Source organism: Cellulomonas composti (genome assembly GCF_007990245.1).
In the GTDB taxonomy this organism is placed as follows: domain Bacteria; phylum Actinomycetota; class Actinomycetes; order Actinomycetales; family Cellulomonadaceae; genus Cellulomonas; species Cellulomonas composti.
In genome coordinates, this window is sequence record NZ_BJWG01000022.1 from 1 (window position 1) to 22,601 (window position 22,601).

Consider the following 22,601-nt stretch of genomic DNA (forward strand, 5'->3'; position numbering starts at 1 on the left):
CACCGACCGCTCCCGCCACCGCCAGGCCAGCCAGAGCACCCCAGACCGCCAGCACACGAACCCACGGGCGTCGAACCACGACAACCCCCTGCGCCATCAGGCACGACAGCCATGCCGCGCGAGAAACTCGAACGTTCGAAAAGCCGCAACGAGCACGACCCACCCAGACGCACATACTTCGACCACTTGCGTAGGTGCTATGACCCGGCAACGCCAACTTCACCCGGTCGGCTCATCGGCGCACCGGACCCACGGACAGATCACGTCCAGTCGGGAGTCGACGACGCCGTCCATCCGCGCCCGACCACCACACCATCAGTGGTCACCAGGCCGAGGGGCAGGTCAGGCTGTCACCTACTCGTACAGCAGACCCCGGCGCTGTTGCGCCTGGCGTTGGGCCTGTGCCGTGACCGCGAAGTCCGCCCAGCATCTAGCCGCCTGGGACCACCAGGCCCGACTCGTACGCGAACGCGACGAGCTGCGTGCGGGTCGTGCAGCCCACCTTGCGCAGCACGGCGTGCACGTGCGCCTTCACGGTCGCCTCGCCGACGCCGAGCTCGGCGGCGACGTCCTGGTTGGAGCCGCCGCGTGCCACCGCGACGAGCACGTCGCGCTCGCGCTGCGTGAGCGTCGCCGCGGCCTCGGCGAGCGGTGACGGCGCGTCGTCGCGCCCGACGCCCCAGGTGCGCCACTGCCCCACGACGAGCCCCGTGACCTTGGGGTCCAGCACGCTCTCGCCGCGCCGCACGCGGTGCACCGTCTCGACGAGCGTCGACGGGTCCGCGTCCTTGAGCAGGAACGCGTGCGCGCCCGCGCGCAGCGCGCCGGTCACGTACTCCTCGTCGTCGAACGTCGTGAGCACGACGACGCGCACGTCCGCGAGGTCCGGGTCGCTGCGGATCCGGCGCGTGGCCTCGACGCCGTCCGTGCCGGGCATGCGCACGTCGAGCAGCACGACGTCGGGCCTCGTCTCCCGGACCACGTCCACGGCCGTGGCCCCGTCACCCGCCTCGCCGACGACCGTCAGGTCCGGCTCGTGGTCCAGGATCATCCGCAGGCCCAGGCGGATGGTGGGCTGGTCGTCGACGACGACGAGCCGGACGGGCCCCGGCGCGTTCACACCGCCTCCGGCACGACGAGCAGCACACGCCAGCCGCCGCGGTCACCGGGTCCGACGAGCAGGGTGCCGCCGCACGCGGCGGCGCGCTCGCGCATGTGCGGGACGCCGTTGCCGCCGGCGCCCGTGCCCGGCGCGGGCGGTCGGGGCGGGCCGGGGTCCTGCACGTCGAGCACGAGCGAGCCGTCGTGGCTGGACAGTCGCAGCGTCGCGCTCACCGCCGCCGAGTGCACCAGCACGTTCGTCAGCGCCTCCTGCGCGACCCGGACGACGGCCAGCCCGACCGCCGGCGAGCACGGCGGCAGCTCGTCGGGCAGCTCCGCCTCGACCCGCAGCCCGGCCGCGCGCACGCGGGCGACCACCTGCGGCAGCGCGTGCAGGTCCGGCGTGGGGTCCAGCGGCGCGGTCTCGTCGTCCGCGGTGCGCAGCACGCGCACGACCGAGCGCATCGCGTCGAGCGCCTCGCGGCCCGCGGGCGCGATCCAGCGCACGGCCTCGCGTGGCGCGTCGGGCTGCGCGTCGGCGACCCGGTCCGCGGCCTGCGCGCGCACGACGATCGCGGACACGTAGTGCGCCACGACGTCGTGCAGCTCGCGCGCGATGCGGGTGCGCTCGTCACGCACCGCCTCCTGGGCGTGGACCTCCTGCAGCGCCAGCAGCTCGGCGTTGCGCTGCGCGAGCGTGCTCGTCGTGACGTCGAGGCGGTGCAGCACGTGCCCGACGGCGGCGGTCGCGACGATCGCCGCCCCCACGACGACGCCCGCCGACAGGTCGAACTGCGGCGACCAGCGCAGCCGGCTCGTCTCGCGGAACGCGCCCGACAGCCCCGCGAGCAGCACGAACCCCGACACCAGCCCGATGGCGAGGACCACCGCGATCCGGTGCACGGCTGCCCGCGCGCCCGCGAACACGACGATCAGCAGCGGGACCAGGTGCAGCGTCGACTGCAGCCGTCCGCCGTCGGTGACCGTCGAGTAGACGACCGGGTAGCCGATCGCGACGAGCCACAGGTCGAGCCGCGGGGCACGGCGGCGCAGCGCGAGCGCCAGCACGGTCCACCACAGCGCGCACCAGTACGTGCCGACGTGCACCGGCATCCAGTAGTCCCACTTCTCGACCACGGCGAGCGTCGTGACCGCGACCAGGCCCACGACGAGCGCGAGCACGTAGTCCCGGCGGTACGGGCCGCTCGCCTCGGCCCGCAGGAAGCGCACGGGATGCGGACGGCGCCGTCGCCCGGTCCGCCCCGCCGCGTCGTCGACCACCGGTGCGGTCGACGCTCGCGCGGGGAACAGGGCAGCCACGGAGCCGACCCTACGCGCGCGTCCCGCGGCCGCCGACGGCCTCGGGACGGACCCGCCGCGCCTTTCGGCATCCACCCTGGGATGGAGACGGGCGGGCACGCGTCCCCCGCCGGGTGAGGCCCTACCGGTCCTGGGGCGGGGCCGCGCGGCCGGGTGGACGCGACCCTCGTCCGACGACCGCGGGGCCCCGCCGCGACGAGGGTGGATCTCGCCGGTCCGCGAGATGCGCGGCCCGTGCCGAAGGGGGACGACGTTGCGCAGGACACAGGTGCCGGAAGCGGTGCACGGGGACAGGCCGGAGGGCGTGCTGGCGGCCGCGATGCGACGCCAGCGCGTGGCCCGTCGTCGGCGCCGACGGCGTGCCGTCGTCCTCGCGGTGCTCGTCGTCGGCGCGGTCGCGGCGTACCAGGGTGTGCCGGTGCTCGAACGGGCGGCCGCGGCCGTCGGGCTGCAGGGGGGCCCGACGGCTGCGGCGACCGACCCGGACGGCGCGCAGGTGGCCGCCGGCCCGGGGTTCGACCCCGCGCGCGATCCGGGGCTCGACCCCGAGCTCGCGCGGCGCTTCGCCCGGGCCCAGGACGCCGCCGCCGCGGACGGGGTCGACCTGACGCTGACGTCGGGCCGGCGCACGGCCGCCGAGCAGCAGCAGCTCGTCGACGACGCGCTCGCGCGGTACGGCTCGGTGCGGGAGGCGCACCGCTGGGTGCTGCCGCCGGAGAGCTCCGCGCACGTGCAGGGGCTCGCGATCGACGTCGGCCCGACCGCCGGCGCCCTGTGGCTCGGCGAGCACGGGCTGGAGCACGGCCTGTGCCGCGCGTACGAGAACGAGGTCTGGCACTTCGAGAAGCTCCCCGACGGCGCTGACGCGTGCCCGCCGATGGCCGCGGACTCGTCGGGCGGCTGGTGATGCTCAGGTGCCGAGCTCGGTGAGGGCCTCGTCGAGCCGGGTGCGGTTGGCGGCGTCGTAGTCCGTCAGCCAGTCGCCGGTGTAGGTGCGCGGGGCGACCTCGACGATCATGACGAGCGCGAGCCACGCGCGGTACAGCGCGAGCCGCACGCGCGCGGACGGCTCGTCGACCCCGGCGGGTGCGAGCCGCCGCCACAGGCCGGTGTGCATCGGGTCCGCGCCGACGAGCTCGAGCAGCGGGTCGCCCCACAGCGCGCGCTCGGGGTCGATCACGCCGACGAGCGCGCCGGTGGCGGCGTCGACGAACAGGTTGCCCGGCCACAGGTCGGTGTGCACGAGCCGGGGGACGCGCACCTCGTCGAGCGTCGTTCCGTGCTGCGTCAGCGCGGCGCGGAACCGGTCCGCGGGGACCGCGACGTCCCACCGCACCGCGTCCGCGAGCAGCGCCTCGACCATCGCGGTGAACGCCCCGCGCCACGTCGGGCCCCGCAGCGCGGGGGACTGCGGGTAGCCGAACGTCTCCCCGGTGACCGCGCCGAGCCGACCGAGCAGCGCCGCGAGGTCCGCCTCCGCCCGCGCCGTGCGCGCATCCTCGTCGTGCGCACCGAAGCCGACCGACTCCCAGGGAGTGCCGGCGAGGAACGTCGCCACGAGCACGTCGCCGGGAACGACCTCGCGGGACACGTCGACGTGCAGGGGCCGGGGCATGAGCAGGCCCGCGTGGTGCTGCGCGAGCTCGTAGACCATCGCCTCGGTGCGCAGCAGGTCGTGCTCGTGCGAGAGCAGCCGGTCGGAGTCCGACGGTGCGATCTTCACGACGACACGGCGGCCGTCGGCCAGCGTGACCGACCACGTCTCGGCGAACATGCCGCCCTCGAGCCGCGCCGCGTCGGCGAGCTCGCCGACCGGTCCGACAAGCCTGGTCAGCGCCTCGCGCGTCACGTCCACGGCGGTGAGCGTAGTCAGACCACGGACGCCGTGACGGCGAGCGCGCGGGCGTGCTGGGTGCGCAGGGTGCGCAGTGAGGCCAGGGTCGCCACGACGGCGCACCCGGCGGCCGCGAGCACGACGACGAAACCGCCGTGCGAGCCCGTGGCGTCGATCCGCGCCCCCGCGATCGACGACCCGACCGAGACCCCGATGCCGAGCGCCGTGCCGACCCAGGTCAGCCCCTCGGTGAGCCGCGCGGCGGGCACGAGCTCCTGCACCAGCCCGTTGCCGTTGATGAGCGTGGGCGCGATCGCGAAGCCCGTCACGAACATCACCGCGGCGAGCGCCGCGAGCGACCCGACGACGACGAACAGCGAGACGCCCGCGGCGATCGCGACCATCCCGATGCCGAACCGCACCCACAACGGCCGCACCCAGTGCCGTGCGCCGTACGCGAGGCCCGAGATCATCGAGCCCGCCGCGAACACCGCCAGGATGATGCCGGCGACGGACTTGTGGCCGGCCTCCTCGGCGAACGCGACGGTGGAGACGTCGGTCGCGCCGAAGATCGCGCCCATCGCGAGGAACACGACGACGATCGCGGCCATGCCGGGCATGAGCAGGATGCTGCGCCCGCGGCCCTCCGCCGCCGGGCGCACCGGCGGTGGCTGCGTGGCGCGCTGACCGAGGAACCAGGTGGCGCCGATCGCGAGCGCGACGAGCGGCACGACGATGCCCGCGGTCGGGGCGACGCCCGTGGCCAGCAGCGTCGCGGTGGCCGGACCGACGATGAAGACCACCTCGTCGAGCGCGGCCTCCAGCGAGTACGCGGTGTGCAGCGCGTCCGGCTCACCGCGCAGCAGGTGGGACCACCGCGCACGCGTCAGCGACCCGAACTGCCCCGTGACCCCCGCGACGACGGCCGCCGCGTACAGCACCCACTCGGGCGCCTCGGTGACGAGCGCGACGACGAGCCCGACGAGTCCGACGCCCGTGACGACGACCGTCGGAGCCATGACGCGCGCCTGGCCGTACCGGTCGACGAGCTTGCCGATCGTCGGGGCCGTCACGGACGAGATCACGATGTAGACCGCGGACACCCGCCCGGCCAGCGCGTACGAGTCGTAGATCGACGAGACCGCCAGCACGATGCCGATGCCGACCATGGAGATGGGCAGGCGTGCGACGACGCCCGCCGCGCAGAACCCGAGCGCGCCGGGGCGCGCGAGGACTCCTCGATAGGGCGCGAGCACGGATCACATCCTCACACCGACGCCGCGCACCGGCGCGCGCGGCCCGCGGTCGCCCGGCGTCACGCGAGCGCGGCGTCGACCACCTGCTTGGCCTCGTCCTGCACCTGCGCGAGGTGCTCGGCGGACACGAACGACTCGGCGTAGATCTTGTACACGTCCTCGGTGCCCGACGGCCGCGCGGCGAACCATGCGCGGTCGGTCGTGACCTTGAGGCCGCCGATCGCCGCGCCGTTTCCGGGCGCCGCGGTCAGGCGGGCCGTGATCGGGTCGCCGGCCAGGCTCGTCGCGGCGACCTGCTCGGGCGAGAGCGCGCCGAGCGTCGCCTTCTGCTCGCGGGTCGCGGGCGCGTCGACGCGCGCGTACCAGGACTCGCCCAGCTCGGCGACGAGGTCGCGGTGGTGCTCGGAGGGCGAGCGGCCCGTCGTCGCGATGATCTCGGAGGCGAGCAGGCACGCGATCGGGCCGTCCTTGTCGGTGGTCCACACCGTCCCGTCGGTGCGCAGGAACGACGCGCCCGCGGACTCCTCGCCGCCGAAGCCGATCGACCCGTCGATCAGGCCGGGCACGAACCACTTGAAGCCCACGGGCACCTCGATCACGTGCCGGCCCAGCTTCGCGCCGACCCGGTCGATCAGGCCCGACGAGACGAGCGTCTTGCCGATCGCCGCACCCGCGGGCCAGCCCGGGCGCGCGCCGCCGTACAGGTAGGCGATCATCACGGCGAGGTAGTGGTTCGGGTTCATCAGCCCCGCGTCGGGCGTGACGATGCCGTGCCGGTCGGAGTCCGCGTCGTTGCCGGTCGCCACGTCGTACGGAGCGGGTCCGCCGCTCGTCGTCATGCGCGCGACCAGGCCCGCCATCGCGTACGGCGACGAGCAGTCCATCCGGATCTTGCCGTCCCAGTCGAGCGTCATGAACGGCCAACGCGGGTCCGCCGCGGGGTTCACGACCGTCAGGTCGAGCCCGTACCGCTCGCCGATCGCACCCCAGTAGTCGACCGCCGCGCCGCCCAGCGGGTCCGCGCCGATGCGCACGCCGGCCGTGCGGATCGCGTCGAAGTCGATCATGTTCGCGAGGTCGTCGACGTACGACGAGAGGTAGTCGTGCCTGCGCACGAGCTCGGAGGTGATCGCGCGCTCGTAGGGGATGCGCGGCACCGCGCGCCAGCCCGCCGCGAGGATCTCGTTGGCGCGGTCGGCGATCGGCCCGGTCGCGTCCGACCCGGCCGGGCCGCCGTGCGGCGGGTTGTACTTGAAGCCGCCGTCCGTGGGCGGGTTGTGGGACGGGGTCACGACGATCCCGTCGGCCAGCCCCGGCCCGTGCGTGCGCACGCCGGCGACCGTGCCCGCGCCGTTGTGCCGCAGGATCGCGAGCGAGACGGCGGGTGTCGGCGTGTACGAGTCGCGCGCGTCGACGTGCACCTGCACACCCGCCGCGACCAGCACCTCGATGGCCGTGCGCTGCGCGGGCTCCGAGAGCCCGTGCGTGTCCCGGCCGATGAACAGCGGCCCGTCGGTGCCCTGCGCTCGCCGGTACTCGACGATCGCCGCCGTCATCGCGACGATGTGCGCCTCGTTGAACGCGGTGTCGAACGCCGAGCCGCGGTGGCCGGAGGTGCCGAACACCACCCGCTGCCCGGGGTCCGCCAGGTCGGGTTCGCGGTCGTGGTACGCCGCGATCAGGGCGTCGATGTCGACGAGGTCCTCGGGAAGGGCAAGAGTTCCGGCGCGCGGGTGCATACCCCGATCCTGCCCCGCCAGGCACCCGCCCGCACACCCCTCCCACCCACCGTCGAAGCGAACGACCACCACCCGGCCACCGCGACGCTCGCCTCGTGAAGCCACGCCGGTGTCCACCATCAGTGCCGAGCCCCGTCTGTACCTCGCACGCGCCTCCCGAGGGACTGTCCGGAACTTTGTGTAACTGGTCTGGCGTGAGGTCCCGGGCTGCGGCTCGGGGCGCAGGAAGGATCACGCCATGACGGATGAACTGTCGTCGGGTGAGCTCGTGCCGGTCCGGCCGGGCGCCTCGTTCCAGGATCTGGATCGGCTCGCGGAGGAGCTGGTGGCCTCGGCGGCCTCGCAGCGGGTGCAGCTGACCGGAGACGGTGGGCTGCTGACCGCGTTCACCCGGCGGGTGCTGCAGGCGGCTTTGGAGGCCGAGATGTCGGCGCACCTGGGGTATGACAAGCACGACCCGATGGGTCGCAACGGTGGCAACTCGCGCAACGGGAGCACCCCCAAGACCGTGCGCACGGAGGTCGGGCAGGTCACGATCGAGGTGCCGCGGGATCGGGCGGGCACCTTCGAGCCGCAGATCGTGCCCAAGCACCAGCGCCGGCTGGCTGGCTTCGACGAGGCCGTGATCAGCCTGTATGCCAAGGGCATGACCACCGGCGACATCTGCGCTCACCTCTCGGAGGTCTATGACACCGACGTCTCGAGGGACCTGGTCTCGCGGGTGACCGACCAGGTGCTGCGGGACATGCGCGGCTGGCAGTCGCGCCCGCTGGACACGGTCTACCCGGTCGTGCTGATCGACGCGATCGTGCTCAAGGTCCGTTCGACGGCGGCCGGGGTGGGCAACCGGCCGGTCTACGTCGCGATGGGGATCAACCTGGAGGGGCAGCGCGACGTGCTGGGCCTGTGGGTCGGGCCCACCGGTGGGGAGGGGGCGAAACAGTGGATGAACATGCTCTCCGAGCTGCGCAACCGTGGAATCCTGGACGTGTGCATCGTGTGCTGCGACGGACTGAAGGGGCTGCCCGAGGCCATCGTGGCGACCTGGCCTGCGGCGTCGGTGCAGACCTGCGTGGTGCACCTGGTGCGCAACACCCTGCGGTACTCCTCCAAGAAGTACTGGCAGGCCATCATCCGCGAGCTCAAAGCGGTCTACACCGCTGCGACGCCCGAGGCTGCCGAGCTCGAGTTCGAGCAGTTCGCGGCCAAGTGGGAGCCCTTGTACCCGGCGATGATCTCGATGTGGCGGCGCTCGTGGGGCGAGTTCGTCCCGTTCCTGGCCTTCCCGATCGAGGTCCGCAGGATCATCTACACGACCAACGGCATCGAGTCCCTCAACGCGAGGTTCCGGGCCGCGACCCGAAGACGCGGGCACTTTCCCGACGAGGAGTCGGCCCTCAAGGTCCTCTACCTCGCCGTGCTCCAGCGCGACAAGAACCGGGCCAACCCCACCGGCCAGATCAACGGCTGGAAGAACATCCTCAACGTCCTGTCACTGACCTACGGCGACCGCCTAGGTCTGAACTAGCCAGACCCACTTACACAGAAAATCTGACAGACCCTTCGGCGGAAGCGCCGGCGCGCTCACAAGCAGCCTGCGAGGTAGCCTCGGGCTGGTCGACGACGTCGCGAAGACAGCCGCAAACAGCGGAATGGCTGGAGTCCGGGCTGCGGGGACGACTGGAGAGTCGTTGGCTGGGATCGTGAAGAACACCACGCGCATTCCCTCGGCGAGCGGGAAGGCTGCCTATCGGATTCCTGACGAGTTGAACTCGTCTGTCCTGGGCGAAGTGAAGAACGTCGGGTCGCTCGGGTACTCGAGCCAGATTCGGGACTTCCACACCTACGCGGTCACGAACGATCTGGAGTTCGTGCTGTACGTGCGGCCCTCGACGGTCTTCCGCGGTCAGCTGGCGCAGCTTGAGAAGTACGGCGGCGTGACTCGCGTCGACGTTCCCGGGTTGTGACTCCGATGCCAGACGACGAGGCCGGTGTTCGTGAGTCCGACGTCCTGCGCGAGGTGGCGGAGGCCGGCTACTCGTTCGACTCGCTGGCTGATCTTCGGACGTCGGGATTGAGATACCGGGAGGCCGTCCCGGTGCTGCTCTCGGGACTTCAGCGTGTGACCGACCAGAAGGTGAAGGGCGAGATCGTCAGGGCTCTCAGCGTGCCGTGGGCCAAGCCGATTGCCACCGGTCCCCTCATCGAGCAGTTCCGACAGGTCCACGACGACACGGGCATGGGGCTGCGCTGGACTGTCGGCAACGCCCTTGAGGTTGTGTGGGACGACGCAAGGTTCGACGAGTTGGTGGCGCTGGTCCGCGACGAGTCATTCGGCAAGGCCCGCGAAATGGTCGTGCTGGGGCTCGGCCGATCCAAGAAGCCGGAGGCCGGCCAGGTGCTCATCGAGTTGCTCGGCGACCCGATCGTCAGTGGCCATGCGGTGAAAGCGCTCCGCAAGCTCAAGGTCCCGGCTGCGCGCACTGGGCTGGAGCAGATGCTCTCCGACGAGCGTGCGTGGGTGCGCAAGGAAGCTCAGCGGGCGTTGGCGGCTCTGGGTTAGTCGGCCGGCCAGACGAAGGCGGCGGCTGGGCCTGCTTGGAGGTCGCCGTAGTCGATTCCGCGGCCGAATCGGCGTGGTCGGTAGGGCAACAGGATCGTGAGGGCGATGCGTTCGGAGTGCTCCAGGGTGACGCGGATGGCGTCGCTTCCGAGTTCGCGCACCCGGACGTCGGCAACGATCGCGGCCGCGCGCAGCTGGTCACGTTCGTCGGAGAGGGCGGCGATCAGCGCGGTGATCAGATCGGCCGACTCGGGTCGGTTGCTGCCAATGTCTGCGGCGACCATCCGCTGCTGACTGTCGTGGTCGAGCACGACGGCATAGGGGTAGAACTCGCCGTGCGCGTCGAGCTGCTGTTGGGCGAACCCGAGTGCCGGGCTGAGCAGGTCGTCGAGGTCGTCCTGCGCTTGCTGGGAGGCGGTGTCGCGCCACGAAGCCATGTCGGTCAGCTGCCCTGTCCGCTGAAGGCTTGGCGGGCGTGGTGGCGCAGGAGTGCGCCTTCGATGAAGGCGGCGACGTGTTCTTGTTCGTCGGGGGTGAATTGGTCGACGGCTTCGAGCTTGAGCCGAAGCGTTTGGTTCTGCGGTCCGCGTTCGTCGTCGTCGAAGAGGAGCGAGTCAGCGCTGACGTTCAGCGCGAGCGCAAGAGCGCGAAGGACGTCGAGGGTGGGCTGGCTGCTACCGGCTTCGTAGCGGCGGATCTGGGTGACGTGGGCGCCGGAGCGGTCGGCGAGTTGCTGCTGGGTGAGCGACTGCCTCTTGCGCGCGGCGGTGAGGCGCGCAGCGAAGTTGGTGTCGGTCAAGGGCGCGCTTCCTGGGCCATGCAGCGGTGTCGCTGGGGTTGCTGTCGTGGTGACCATAGGTGCCGCCTTCGGGTGTCGTTGACGATGCAGAGCAAACTAGGTCTATTCTAGCGAGCGAAGTAACGTTCTTGACAGGAGTTGGCCGTGGCGAGGATCCCAGAGGCAGAGCTGAGCAGGCTCAAGGCCGAGGTGTCCGTGCAGCGGCTGGTGGAGGGCTGCGGGGTCGAGCTGCGTCAGCAGGGCAAGGACATGGTGGGTGCGTGTCCGTTCCACGACGACTCGTCGCCGTCGCTGGTGGTGACGCCGGCGAAGAACCTGTGGCACTGCCTGGGCGCCTGCGGCCGGGGTGGTGGTCCGGTCGACTGGGTGATGACCGCCCAAGGAGTCTCGTTCCGGCACGCGGTGGAGTTGCTGAGGGAGTCCTCCCCGGCGTTGGCGACGTTGGCCGAGTCGGGCGCGAAGGCGACGGGTCGGGGTCCGGTGGGGAGGTCGAAGTCGGCGAAGCTTCCGTCGCTGGTAACCCCGGATGCCGCCGACCAGGAGTTGCTGGGGATGGTGGTCGGTCGCTATGCCGAGGCGTTGGCCGGGCACGGCGACGCGATGGCGTTCCTGGCCCGCCGGAGGATCGACGACCCCGACGCACTGGAGGCGTTCAAGGTGGGCTTCGCCGATCGGACGTTGGGCTACCGGGTCCCGCACTCGCGCACCGCGGAGGGGGCTCGGGTCCGGGGCAGGCTGCGGGTGTCAACGACGGGCCTTAGCCCTTGATGGTGGACACGCGGGTGGTTTCACGCGGCGAGCGTGAGCGTAGCGGCGTGGTGGGTGTTCTCGTAGGCGATGGGGCTGACGTGTCCGCAGGTGGAGTGGCGGCGGCGGGTGTTGTAGCGGGTGATCCAGGTGAAGACCTCGCGGCGGGCGGTGTCCGGGTCGGGCCAGCCGGGCGCGCCGCGGGACTGCTGCAGGTTTCGTCGACAAGGCAGCCGCACGGCCGTGGCCTCGTTGACGAGTGATCGGTACGTGAGCTGCACGTCGGTGGACCCAGGCTCGAGGACGAGGTCGTGCTCAACGGCTGAGTGTTCACCCGGGGCGGCTGCCGTCGATGCCGCGCCCGCGTAGCCCCTCGGTCAGCGCCTCCTCAGCCTGCGCACGGTCCAGCTCGCCATCATCGATGGGCGTTCGTTGTTCGGTCGGTATCGAACACCGAACTCTCAGGGTGTGGGGCGATGGCCGTCGTAGCGCCAGAACGTGCGCTGCGTGCGGACCAGCACCCACAGCACGGTGACGCACAGCAGGCCGCCGATCACGACGGCCCACGCCTCGCCGACCCAGCTCGACATGGTCCCGATGAACAGGTCGCCCAGGCGCGGCCCGCCCGCGACGACGACGATGAACACGCCCTGCAGGCGCCCGCGCATCGCGTCGGGCGTCGCGGTCTGCAGGATCGTCTGCCGGAAGATGGCGCTGACCTCGTCGGACGCGCCCGCGGCGACGAGCGTGCAGCACGCGATCGCGAGCGCACCCCAGAGCACCTGCTCGGGCTTGTCCCGACCGACGAGCACGAGGACGAGCCCGAACGCGACGATCGACAACCCCCACCCGGTGATCGCCCACGAGATCACGCGCCCCTGCCAGCGCACGCGCGCGAGCCCGCCGGAGAACAGGCCGGAGGTGACGGCGCCGACCGCGAGTGCGGCGGTGAGGATGCCGGTGGTGGTCGCGCCGCCGCCGAGGTACCAGATGCCCACCGCGGGGAACACGACGCGCGGCATGGCCAGCACCATCGCCGCGATGTCGACCGCGAACGTCATGCGCACGTTGGGCTGCGTGCTCAGGTAGCGCAGGCCGTCGACCACCGCGGCGAGCCCGGCCCGCTCGCGGCGGTCCGGTGACGGCTCGGGCGGCACGGGCGGAAGGCGGAACACCGCGAACAGCGCGGCCGTGAACAGCACGGCGTCGACGGTGTAGGCCAGGCCGAAGTCGATCGAGGCGAGCGTCGCGCCGAGCAGCGGGCCGACGGTCAGCGCGATCTGCATGCCGATCGCCTGCAGCGCGTTGGCGGCCGGCAGCAGCCGGGGCTCGAGCAGGCGCGGGATGATCGCGCCGCGCGCGGGAGAGCTCACCGCGTTCGCGCCGGACTGCGCGGCGACCAGCGCGAACAGCAGTCCGACGTGCTCGTTGCCGAGCCAGCCCTGCACCGCCAGGACCAGCGTCACGCCCCAGCCGACGAGGCTCGCCACGAGCGCGACCCGGCGCCGGTCGTAGTGGTCGACGATCGCGCCGCCGTACAGACCGAACACGACGAGCGGGACGAACGCGAACAGCCCGAGCACCCCGACCGTGAGCGTCGAGCCGGTGATCTGGTAGACCTGCAGGCCCACGGCGACCACCGTGAGCTGGGTGCCCAGGTTGGAGACGGCGAGGCCCCACCAGAGCCGTCGGAAGGCGGGGCTGATGCGCAGCGGCGTCGTGTCGACGACGAGAGAACGCACCGCAGGATCGTAGTTGCTCCCCTCCTCGCATGCGGTCGGGCCGACCAGCGGCAGGATGGGGCGGTGCATGTCGTGGTGATGGGGGTGTCCGGGTCCGGCAAGACGCGCGTGGGGCGCCTGCTGGCCGACGAGCTGGCGCGCCCGTTCGTCGAGGCCGACGACCTGCACCCGGCGGCCAACGTCGCGGCGATGTCCGCGGGTGTGCCGCTCACCGACGAGCTGCGTGCGCCGTGGCTCGTGGCCGTGCGCGACGCGATGAGCGCCCATCACCAAGCCGGGCTGGACGCCGTGGTGGCATGCTCGGCGCTGCGGCGGGGCTACCGCGACGTGCTGCGCGGCGCGGCGGGCGGCGCGCGGTTCGTGCACGTCGTCGTCGCGCCCGACGAGCTCGAGCGGCGGCTCACGCACCGCGCGGGGCACTTCATGCCGCCGAGCCTGCTCGCCAGCCAGCTCGCGACGCTCGAGGACCTCGCGCCCGACGAGGACGGCGTCGCCGTCGCCAGCGGTCCCACGCCGGCCGAGACGGCGCGCGCCGCCCTCGCCGCGCTCACCGGGCTCGGGGAGTGAGCGAGCCCGGTGAGGCGGGAGGGCGGCGGGCCGGGCGCTACACGACCCGCAGCAGCAGCAGCCCGGCGCTCGACGCGAGCACGTCCTTGGTGCCTGCGTAGCCGACGCGCACGCCGTAGGTCCCCTTGGCCAGCCCTCCGAACGGCACCTTCGCCTTGCCGTCGACGAGCGCGACGGTGACGGTCCGCAGCTGACGACCGTCCTGCATCAGCCGGACGGTCACCTTCCCCGCGGGGACGACGTGCGTCGACGTGGTGACGGCCACGGTGACGAACGCCTTGCCGGTGCGAGCCTTGACGGTCGACGACGAGAGGCTCGCGGTGACCTTGGAGCGCACCTGGACGACCTTCGTCGTGACGACCTTGACGGACGGCGCGATGGCGTCCGTGCCGCCGTAGGCGACCGTCACGCCGTAGACGCCGACCTTGAGCCGGCCGAGGTCCACGGTGGCCGCGCCGCCCACGAGCGTGACGGCGCGGACCAGCTTGACCTTCGTCCCGGACCGCACGGTGACGGTGGCCGACCCGTTCGCGGCGGAGCCGTCGGCCGACACCGCGACCTTGACGCGGTGCGTGGCGCCGTAGGCGAGCGGCGAGCGGACCGTCGCGGTGGTGACCGACGGCGTGCGCTCCACCGGCGGGATCGCGCTGACGACCACGCGGTAGGCCGCGGTCGTCGTGCCGTCCTCGGCGGTGACGGTCACCGTGTAGGCGCCGTCGGCGCCCTGCGCGGACACCTGCACCGTCGCGGCCTCGTCGGACGCCACGGCCTCGACGACCGCCGCACCCGAGACGGTCTGCACCGCGTACTCGTGCACACCGGCAGCAAAGTCCGGCACGGCGACGCCGTCGACCGTGAGCGCCGCGAGCGATGCGTCGGTGCGCAGGGCCCGCCGCTCCACGGTCACCGTGTAGGTCCGGGAGGTGGTGTGGTCCTGCGCCTTGGCGACGACCGGCACCACGGTCACCTCGCCCGTGAGCGGCACGGTGCGCGGCAGCGTGTCGTCGATCAGCACGCCGCCCACGTACACCAGGCCCGAGGCGGTGTGCGGTGATGCGGACAGCGCGACCTGCTCGGTGCCCGCGGGCACGGTGAGCGTGTACGACGAGGTCGCGGGGTCGAATGCCGGCGCCAGGCGACCCGCGTCGAACGACAGCGCGGACAGCGCCGGGTCGGTGTCGTACCCGAGCGTGCGCAGCACGTAGACGCCGAACACGCCGCCGACGAGCCCGCCGGTCGACTGGAACCGCACCGTGACGACGGGGATCGGGTTGCCGTCGTCGTCGAGCACGGGTTGGCCGTTGACGTCCGTCTTGTAGCGCGTGTCCTCGTCGATCGCGAGCAACGAGGACGGGATCAGCGTCTCGTCGAAGTAGAACGACGAGCTGCCGTGGACGTTCGTGACCGTCACCGTCTTGAGCAGGGTGTCGTTCACGTAGACGCCGAACGACCGGCCGACGTCGCCGCCGTAGTAGCGCACGCGCAGGTAGTTCGTCGTCGAGTCCGGGTCGAACTGCAGGTCGTAGCTGAACCAGCCGCTCGGCCCGTAGGCGTCGCGGTACTGCCGGCCGTTCCACACGCCCACCTGCGACGTCCCGGTCCCACCGGTCCGCAGGCCCTTGTCCGCCTCGAAGTTGTTGTTGTCGAAGTTGACGATGCGGTCGATCGCCGTCTCCTCGTCGCGCAGCGCGCGCTTGGCCGCGAGGATCCGCTCCTGCGCCGCCGCGGAGTCCGGCGACTCGACGTACATGTACAGGCCGTAGCGCTCGTCGTGGCGGCGGTAGTGCGGCGTGAAGACGAGGTCCGCGCCGTCGGAGAGGTTGCGCAGCGCGAACCGCACCTGGCCGTCGGCGGAGTCGTCGACCCGCACGAGGTTGTCCTCGACGTCCGCGATCCACTGCTCGGCCGTGCCGTCGGCCACCGTGAGGGTGCTCTGCGCAGTCGGGTCGACGCGCGCGACGCGCACCGCCACGCCGACGCTCTGCGACGTCCCGAGGTTCCACGTCCCGAGGCTCGTCGACAGGACGACAGGCCCGTACCGGAACGCCACGTACGTCGCGTTGTCCGGCATCGGGACGGCCGCGACCTTCATAGGCATGCGGTAGGTGATCTCGTCGCCTGCCGCGACGTCGGCCAGCACGACGAACCCGCCCTCGACCTGCGGCGCGATCGTCTCGCCGTTGACCGTGACCGTCGGGTCGCCGACGATCCAGTCGGGCACGCGCAGGCGCAGCGTCGTCCCCTCGGCCACCTCGTCGCCGTCGATCGCGCTCACGTGGAACGTGACCGTGTCGTCCGTCGGGAGGTCCGCCTCCTGCTCGAGCCGCACGTTCTGGTCCGCGTACTCGAACGCCGAGGACAGGAACATCGTCACCCACACCGACCGGCGGTCGGTGAACCAGATCGAGTCACCGAGCTTGGAGAAGGACTCCATGCCGGTGCCGGTGCAGCACCAGAACTCGGTGAACGGCAGCGAGTACACCCGGTCGTAGCCCGCGGCCATCGGCTGGAAGTACGTCGTCATGCCGGTGTCGGGGTTCTGCGAGGCCAGGACGGTGTTGAGGAACGTGTTCTCGTAGTAGTCCGCGTACTTGACGTCCTTGGTGAGCTTGAACAACTCGCGCGAGAGCTTGAGCATGTTGTACTCGTTGCACGTCTCGGCGGTCTGGGCGTCGCCCGTCTCCCCCTGCTGCGTCGCGAACTCGTACAGCGAGTCGGGGTCGTGGAAGTGCTCCGACTGGCTGTTGGAGCCCGTCACGTAGGTGTGGTGGTCGACGACGATCTGCCAGAAGTTCTCCGCGGCGTCCCGGTACGACTCGAGGTCGGCGACCTCGGCTGCCGTGAGCGTCGCGAGCTTCTCCGGGTCCTGCGTGAGCACGGTGTAGCGCTTGAGCGCGCCGATGAGCTTGGGGATCGTCGTGTTCGCGTGCTTGCCGCTCAGGACGTCGGTGCCGGCGGCGAGCTGGTCGAACAGCGCGGTCTCGTCGAACGCCTCCGCGGCGGTCTTGAAGTGCGCGTCGTCGGTGACGTCGTAGAGCTCGTAGAGCGCGTCGTTCATGCCGCCGTACTCGGTGCGCAGCATCACGGTCTTGTCGGCCAGACCGGAGATGCGCTGGTAGACGTACTCGCCGAACTGCTCGGCGACGTCGAGCGCCTCGTCGCCGGTCTCGCCACCCACGTACTCGTGGATGTCGAGCAGCCCCGCGAGCACCTTGTGCAGGATGTACCAGGGCACCAGGACCTTGTCCGTGGTGGTGCCGGTGCCGTCGACCGCGTCGAGCGCGCTCTCCGGGAAGGCGGACACGTAGCCGGCGCTGTCCGGGTGGGCCGCGGCGTTCGTGTCCTGCACGAGCGTCAGGCCCGCGACGGCGTCCTCGATCTGCGCGAGCAGCGCGGCCCGCGTCGTCTCGTCGGACGTCGCGGAGTACGACTGCGCGAGCGCGGACATGTAGTGCCCGAACGCGTGGCCGCGGAAGTTGGTGACGTCGCTGCGCTCCCAGCCGCCGTAGCCGGAGTCGGTCGTGGGGGTGAGCCCGACGTTGCGGTACCACTCGTAGAGGAACTTCTCCGAGCTCAGGCTCCGGAGGTACTCGTGCTCCTTGTCGGCGGCGTTCGTCAGGTAGTCGTCCGTCAGCTCCAGGTTCTCGAGGCCCGAGTCCTGCAGCGTCGAGGAGCCCGCGGCCTGCGCGGGGACGGTCACGACGAACGTGCGCTCGACCGCCGGCCCACCGAGGTAGCTGACGCTCGCGGTGAGGGTCACCGTGGCGTCCGGCTCACCCTCGTCGGGTCGGTGCACGACACCCGTGGAACTCAGCACGTCCGGGTCGGACGAGGTCCACGCGACGTTCGAGCCGCCCGAGGCCGTCGTCGGCAGGACGACTCCCAGCGTGACCTGCTCGGGGACGTTCAGCGTGGCGGCGTCCTGCTGCGCGAGCGCCTGCAGGTCGCCGAGCTCGGAGAAGACGTCCGCGACCTGGGCGGCCGAGGCGACCTCGTCGTACACGCGGTACTCGTCGAGCGCCGCGTTCAGGTACGAGCCGTTGTAGGTCGGGCCGTTGAAGCCGATCGTCTTGGGCAGCGACGCGCTGGACCCGAGCACGCCCGTCGCGCCGTTGCTGCCGCCGAACGGGTAGCGCACGCTCGAGTCGACGACGATGCCGTTGCGGTAGATCTTGACGGCCTTCGTCGTGTGGTCGTAGGTGATCGCGAGGTGCGTCCACGCGCCGACGGGCATGAAGCTCGCGCGGTCCGTCGAGGCGACCGTGACCATGTACGGCTGGTTGTTGCCGGAGGTCGCGGGGCCGATCGAGACGACGAGCGGCGAGCTGTTGCTCTCCGACGCGACGTACCAGCCGTCGCTGTTCCACGTGCTCTTGTTCCAGGTGAGGACCTGCTCGCCGTTCCACGAGGTCGGCTTGATCCAGAAGGACGCGGTGAGGTCCTGCGGCTGCAGCTCGGTGCGCGTGCCGAGGTCGAGGTACGTCTGGCCCTGCAGCTGCAGCGCCTGCGTGCCGGCCGCGACGCCGTCGACGTAGGAGTAGCTGAGCGTCGTCGAGCCGTTGTGGCCCTTGAGCGTGGTGGTGTTCGCGAGCGGGCCCGCGTCGGCCACCGTGCCCTCAACGGCAGGTCGAGGACGGGGTCGCCGAGCGCGGGCGCGACGGCGGTCGCGGGGACGATCGAGCCGACGACGAGGACCGCTGCGGCCGCACCTGCGGCGACGAGCCCTCGTGCGAATCGACCGGCGCGACCGTGGAGCGGGTGCGTCATGGGGTCTCTCCCGGGTGCGGGCCCGACGCCGGTGGCAGCCGACGCGCGGGCCGGTGCGCAAGACACCGGATCGACGCGGGGTGCGGCCCGCGAGCTCCGGACGTGCCTCGTCGCACGATCCTGAGCCGCCGGGGGGTACCCGGCGGGCCGGTCCGAGCAAGGCCGACGGTGCATGTTAGCGCTCACACGACATGGGCGGAAGCCCTGACCCTCGTCGGGCCCGGCACCAGGGACCAAGGTCACGATTCGGCGACGGCTACTGACTGGTACGGCCCAGCCATTCCCGAGCCGCTGCCCTTCTGTCTAGGATTGTCACTGCGTTACTAAGACTCCCAGTATCAGGTATCTCGGCAAAGGAGCCGGGACAGCACGACCGAGATCGCACCCCGCGCCCCGCGGGGACCACCTTCCCGGCCCGCCCTGGTAGGCCGCCCGACCCGCGCACGGTCGAGAGAGACCCGGACAGCGACGTCCGCACCGCGCGAGACTGGACCGCACATGAGCACACCCCTGGACCGGGGCCGCCCCGGCTCCGCCGCACTCCCGAGCATCGGCGTCGCCCTGCTCGTCCTGGCCGGGCTCGTGCTCGGCGCGTTCCTGCTCAAGTACGCCGCCGACGTGCACGACGGCTCGACGCAGATCGCCGACGGCGCCGCCCAGGTGCAGGACGGCACGGCGAAGGTCGCCGACGGCGCCGGTCAGCTGGCCGTGGGCACGAGCACGGCCGCCGACGGCGCCGGGACGCTCGCGGACGGTCTCGTCACGGCCGACGACGGCGCCTCGGATGCCGCCGACGGCGCGACCCAGCTCCACGACGGCGCGCTCGAGCTGCAGGCCGGTGCGGGTGACCTCGCCGCCGGTGCGGGTGACCTGTCCGTCGGCGCGTCCGACGCCGACGCCGGTGCGCGCCAGGTGGCCGACGGTGCGGACCAGGCGTCCGCCGGTGCGGCGCGGCTCGCCGACGGCTCGGCGCAGGTCTCCGCCGGCGCCGGGCTGCTCGCCGCGGCCAACGCCACGGCCGCCGAGGGTGCAGCCGCCGTGGCCGACGGAGCCGACCAGGTCAGCGCGGGCGCCGCGGCAGTCGCCGACGGCGCCGCCGACCTCGCCGACGGCACCGACACCATCGCGGCGGGGGCGGGCTCGCTCGCCGCCGGTGCCGACGCGGTCGCCGACGGTGCCGGAGCAGTCGCGACGGGCGCCGGTTCCCTGCGGACCGGGCTCTCGGACCTCGCCGACGGCGCCACCGCCGCGCACGACGGTGCGGTCAGCCTCACCGCCGGCACCACCGGAATCCTCCAGTACGCGCAGGGACTCGCCGCGACGCTGCCGAGGGTCGCCGAGCTGCGCGACGGCTCGGCGCAGGTCGACGCCGGCGCCCGCCAGCTCGTCGACGACGCGGCCGGCAAGGTCGAGGACGGCCTCGCGACCAACCTCCCGGCCGCGCTCGAGCCCGCGCTCGACGGTGCGCTGGAGGCGGCGATGGCGCAGGCCCTGCAGGCCCAGCTCGGCCAGATCGCCAACCTGCCCAGCGACCAGCAGGCCGGCGCGCTGCAGGCGCTCGCCTCACCCGCAGGATCCACCGCGTTCGCCGACGCGTTCGCCGCGTCGTTCGCGGACTCGTTCGCGCCGCAGTTCTCGTCGGGCTTCGCGCCGCAGTTCGCGCACGGCTTCGCGACGACGATCGGCGAGGACGCCGCGCCCCTGCTGGTCGGCTCGGGCCGGGTCAAGGACGGCGCCCTGGCACTGTCCGCGGGCCTGACCGGTGCGATCAACGGCACCGACGCGCAGCACCCGGGTCTGCTCGCGGTCGCGACCGCGGTCAGCGCGGGCGCGACCGACCTGGCCGCCGGGCTCGGGACGCTCGAGACGGGCGCGGCGGCCGCCCACACCGGCTCCGTGTCCCTGGCCACCGGTGCCGCCCAGCTCCAGACGGGTGCTGGTCAGGCGTCCGACGGGGCCGCGGCGCTCGCCGCCGGTGCCGGTCAGGCGTCCTCGGGCGCCGGCGACCTCGCCGACGGCTCCGCCAAGGTCGCGGCCGGGGCGGCCGTGCTCGCGACCGGCGCGGGCGACCTGTCCGCCGGCACGGCGACGATCGCGACGAAGTCCGGCGAGCTCGCCGCCGGGGCAGGCTCGGCCGCCGCGGGTGCCTCGGCACTCTCGTCGGGCGTGCGCGAGCTGGCGGCCGGGACGCACGAGCTGTCCGACGGCACGTGGCAGCTCGCGCTCGGCGCGGCGATGGTCGCGGACGGGTCGGAGCAGCTCTCGGCCGGGACCGACCAGCTCGCCGACGGGTCGGGTGCTCTCGCCACCGGCCTGGGCGACCTGCACGCCGGCACGACCCAGCTCGCCGACGGCGGCACGCAGCTCGTCGACGGTGCCGGCCAGATCTCGGACGGTGCAACCGCACTGGGCGAGGGCACGACCACGCTCAACACGGGTGCCTCGGACCTGTCCGACGGCGCCGACGAGATGCTCGGCAAGGTCGAGAACGCACACAGCACGCCCGTCGCGCTCGGCGCGCTGTCCCTGCTGTTCATCGGCGCGGTCGTGGCGATGATCGGCATCTCCCGGCGACGTTCGGTCGTCTGACCGTCCTGGCCTGATCGTCGAAGGCGCGCGTCCCACCCCCGGGGCGCGCGCCTTCGACGTCAAGCCGGACAGTCGGGCCCCGTCCGTCGCGCGGCCGACGAGCGCCGTGCACGACGCGTGGTGCACGGTGGCCGACGCGCTCGACGGGTGTGCTGCAGCTTGAACACCCCCTCACAGACCGTGTTCACCACGAACCGCCAAGAGCCGCGTTGACCGACCACCCGCAGGCCGAGGGTGTCCAGGCCGGTGAACGTGGTCAGGTCAGGGGTCGTGAAGGTACCGTCGGGCACGTCGGGGTCTTCCTGACGGCCCGCCGCCGTCCCCCGCTCCGGGCCTCGCCCCGAGGCACACCCTGGATCCGGAAGAGCCGCCAATCGTCGAACCGGTCTCGCGAGCACTCCGTGAAGGTCGGGACGCCCTCGCGGTGGTTCAGTGCGTGCTCTCGGAGATGCCGTAGTAATCGAAGAGGAGACCGAACAGAACTTCGATTGCCTGCGCGTCCTGCTCGTCTGTGAACGCAACAGGATCGGGCAGTTCATCGGCAGGATAGAGCTCGCAAAGAACAAGCCAGGGCCATCCCAGCTCGGGCCTAGTAGCGACTCGCTCGGACATCCATTCCGAGAAGTCCCCCAAAGTGTCGTCCTTGGCGCCCCACCTATATCCGGCGACAAACGCGCAAACCGAAAGATACGTGCATCTGGGCACGTACATGCCAAGGTACTCCCGGAACTGCGGGAGAAAGTCTGCCAACGTCGCCGGCGGTTCAGAATCCAAAGTCAATCATGTCTCCGTAGTCGAACATTCGCTTGAAGTCTTCGACACCGACGCCACTCGGATGATACTGATCAAAGACATTCCCGTCGCGAACCACGACGGTGTGGTGACCCCATCGTTCGCCGACTTCCGTCGTGCCGGGCCCGCCCGGACGATACGGACCGAGAAAGCCTTCCCTTCTGCCGAGCGGACTCTCGAACGTCTTCACCTCGCCACCGCCTCGCTTGGCAAATGCCGAAGCCCACTCGTCACATCCACTGTTGTGCACCAGGATAGCGTCGTTTCCGACGTAGAAGGTGTGTAGGTTCGACACTGTCAGGTTGTACGCCTCTAGGTCCTCCGAACGGATGCGAAGTCGCTCGATCGGGATCAACTGCCCGCCCTCGGTCTCGAGCGCGTCGCCGACTCGAAGTTCGATCGCGTCGACCCACGCTCTGCGGGTCTCGACCCAGAACGGGTGGTGGTCGGTGGCGTCGATGGTCGATCCGTCTGAGAGTTCGACGTTGACCATCGTGTGTTGCCCTGCGTGGCGGATGAGGTCGGTCACCGTTCGGGGCCCCGACTCGCCGGTCAACGGGTCGGCCGCCATCACGCTGTCTTCGACCATGACGTCCATGATCGGCTTCGTGGTGCCGTCGGCCATCAGGACCGGCGTGTCGCCGGTGAAGCTGTTGAACCTGCAGACGTCTCCGACAACATCGGCGAGGTCGTCGCCGTACCTGGCAGCGACGCCTACCGCGTCGTCCGCCAGGGTAGCGGTGCGGGCGCCGGCTTGTTCGGCGGCTGCGGCGCCGCTGCCGGCG

18 protein-coding genes and 1 pseudogene are annotated in these 22,601 nt (G+C 71.8%); 7 read left to right on the plus strand and 12 right to left on the minus strand.

The window, feature by feature from the left end:
* Nucleotides 1-430: 430 nt before the first annotated feature.
* A complete protein-coding gene (locus CCO02nite_RS15375; RefSeq protein ID WP_222593220.1) occupies nt 431-1,120 on the minus strand; it encodes a response regulator in 690 nt (229 codons plus the stop codon).
* Complete coding sequence (locus CCO02nite_RS15380; RefSeq protein WP_146844058.1) at nt 1,117-2,421, minus strand: sensor histidine kinase; 1,305 nt, start codon at nt 2,419-2,421, stop codon at nt 1,117-1,119. Before CCO02nite_RS15380 ends, CCO02nite_RS15375 begins: the two co-directional genes overlap by 4 nt.
* A 280-nt stretch (nt 2,422-2,701) precedes the next feature.
* Between CCO02nite_RS15380 and CCO02nite_RS15385 the strand changes: the two genes are divergently transcribed.
* Nucleotides 2,702-3,328: a D-alanyl-D-alanine carboxypeptidase family protein gene (locus tag CCO02nite_RS15385; protein WP_222593221.1), complete on the plus strand. Its 627-nt coding sequence runs from the start codon at nt 2,702-2,704 to the stop codon at nt 3,326-3,328.
* Between the two features lie 3 nt (nt 3,329-3,331).
* Here the strand turns inward: CCO02nite_RS15385 and CCO02nite_RS15390 are convergent, their stop codons facing one another.
* The 3 genes from CCO02nite_RS15390 to pgm are packed head-to-tail and all read right to left on the minus strand — an operon-like array spanning nt 3,332 to nt 7,250.
* Nucleotides 3,332-4,276 carry a phosphotransferase family protein gene (locus CCO02nite_RS15390; RefSeq protein WP_246117594.1) on the minus strand — a complete coding sequence of 315 codons (945 nt, stop codon included), beginning with the start codon at nt 4,274-4,276 and terminating at the stop codon, nt 3,332-3,334.
* Nucleotides 4,277-4,290: 14 nt separating this feature from the next.
* Nucleotides 4,291-5,511: an MFS transporter gene (locus tag CCO02nite_RS15395; protein ID WP_146844059.1), complete on the minus strand. Its 1,221-nt coding sequence runs from the start codon at nt 5,509-5,511 to the stop codon at nt 4,291-4,293.
* A gap of 59 nt (nt 5,512-5,570) precedes the next feature.
* Entirely contained in the window at nt 5,571-7,250 is a 1,680-nt protein-coding gene (gene pgm, locus CCO02nite_RS15400) for a phosphoglucomutase (alpha-D-glucose-1,6-bisphosphate-dependent) (protein ID WP_146844060.1), read from the minus strand.
* A 238-nt stretch (nt 7,251-7,488) separates the two neighbouring features.
* On the opposite strand from pgm, the gene CCO02nite_RS15405 reads away from it, so the two are divergent.
* From CCO02nite_RS15405 to CCO02nite_RS15415, 3 genes are all read left to right on the plus strand, one after another.
* Nucleotides 7,489-8,778: an IS256 family transposase gene (locus CCO02nite_RS15405; RefSeq protein WP_146844061.1), complete on the plus strand. Its 1,290-nt coding sequence runs from the start codon at nt 7,489-7,491 to the stop codon at nt 8,776-8,778.
* A gap of 124 nt (nt 8,779-8,902) precedes the next feature.
* Nucleotides 8,903-9,217: a putative toxin gene (locus CCO02nite_RS15410; protein WP_146844062.1), complete on the plus strand. Its 315-nt coding sequence runs from the start codon at nt 8,903-8,905 to the stop codon at nt 9,215-9,217.
* A 5-nt stretch (nt 9,218-9,222) separates the two neighbouring features.
* Complete coding sequence (locus CCO02nite_RS15415; protein ID WP_146844063.1) at nt 9,223-9,813, plus strand: HEAT repeat domain-containing protein; 591 nt, start codon at nt 9,223-9,225, stop codon at nt 9,811-9,813.
* On the opposite strand, the gene CCO02nite_RS15420 is transcribed toward CCO02nite_RS15415, so the two are convergent.
* On the minus strand, nt 9,810-10,250 hold the full coding sequence (locus CCO02nite_RS15420) for a hypothetical protein (protein WP_146844064.1): 441 nt from the start codon (nt 10,248-10,250) through the stop codon (nt 9,810-9,812). The genes CCO02nite_RS15415 and CCO02nite_RS15420 overlap by 4 nt on opposite strands.
* A gap of 5 nt (nt 10,251-10,255) precedes the next feature.
* Nucleotides 10,256-10,612 (minus strand): helix-turn-helix domain-containing protein, encoded by a 357-nt coding sequence (locus CCO02nite_RS15425; protein ID WP_222593222.1) that lies wholly within the window; start codon nt 10,610-10,612, stop codon nt 10,256-10,258.
* A gap of 144 nt (nt 10,613-10,756) precedes the next feature.
* Here CCO02nite_RS15425 and CCO02nite_RS15430 point away from each other — a divergent pair, with 144 nt between their 5' ends.
* Complete coding sequence (locus CCO02nite_RS15430; protein ID WP_186812738.1) at nt 10,757-11,380, plus strand: CHC2 zinc finger domain-containing protein; 624 nt, start codon at nt 10,757-10,759, stop codon at nt 11,378-11,380.
* A 20-nt stretch (nt 11,381-11,400) separates the two neighbouring features.
* On the opposite strand, the pseudogene CCO02nite_RS16165 reads toward CCO02nite_RS15430, so the two are convergent.
* Nucleotides 11,401-11,547 (minus strand): annotated as a pseudogene (locus CCO02nite_RS16165) (integrase core domain-containing protein); the annotation flags it as partial.
* A gap of 273 nt (nt 11,548-11,820) precedes the next feature.
* Nucleotides 11,821-13,101, minus strand: a complete 1,281-nt coding sequence (locus tag CCO02nite_RS15440; RefSeq protein ID WP_146844067.1) for an MFS transporter — start codon at nt 13,099-13,101, stop codon at nt 11,821-11,823.
* A gap of 63 nt (nt 13,102-13,164) precedes the next feature.
* Between CCO02nite_RS15440 and CCO02nite_RS15445 the strand changes: the two genes are divergently transcribed.
* A complete protein-coding gene (locus tag CCO02nite_RS15445) occupies nt 13,165-13,668 on the plus strand; it encodes a gluconokinase (RefSeq protein ID WP_307724059.1) in 504 nt (167 codons plus the stop codon).
* Between the two features lie 37 nt (nt 13,669-13,705).
* Here CCO02nite_RS15445 and CCO02nite_RS15450 read toward each other — a convergent pair whose 3' ends face one another.
* The gene (locus CCO02nite_RS15450) at nt 13,706-18,277 is read right to left on the minus strand and encodes a beta-L-arabinofuranosidase domain-containing protein (protein WP_186812739.1); all 4,572 of its coding nucleotides are present in this window, start codon (nt 18,275-18,277) and stop codon (nt 13,706-13,708) included.
* A 656-nt stretch (nt 18,278-18,933) separates the two neighbouring features.
* On the opposite strand from CCO02nite_RS15450, the gene CCO02nite_RS16275 reads away from it, so the two are divergent.
* Nucleotides 18,934-21,024 carry a YhgE/Pip domain-containing protein gene (locus tag CCO02nite_RS16275; RefSeq protein WP_146844069.1) on the plus strand — a complete coding sequence of 697 codons (2,091 nt, stop codon included), beginning with the start codon at nt 18,934-18,936 and terminating at the stop codon, nt 21,022-21,024.
* Nucleotides 21,025-21,453: 429 nt separating this feature from the next.
* On the opposite strand, the gene CCO02nite_RS15465 is transcribed toward CCO02nite_RS16275, so the two are convergent.
* Together CCO02nite_RS15465 and CCO02nite_RS15470 are read right to left on the minus strand one after the other, a co-directional pair.
* The gene (locus CCO02nite_RS15465; protein ID WP_146844071.1) at nt 21,454-21,798 is read right to left on the minus strand and encodes a hypothetical protein; all 345 of its coding nucleotides are present in this window, start codon (nt 21,796-21,798) and stop codon (nt 21,454-21,456) included.
* Nucleotides 21,788-22,601 (minus strand): Hint domain-containing protein (locus tag CCO02nite_RS15470; protein ID WP_222593224.1); only part of this gene is annotated, 814 nt, incomplete at its 5' end. The genes CCO02nite_RS15470 and CCO02nite_RS15465, both read right to left, overlap by 11 nt.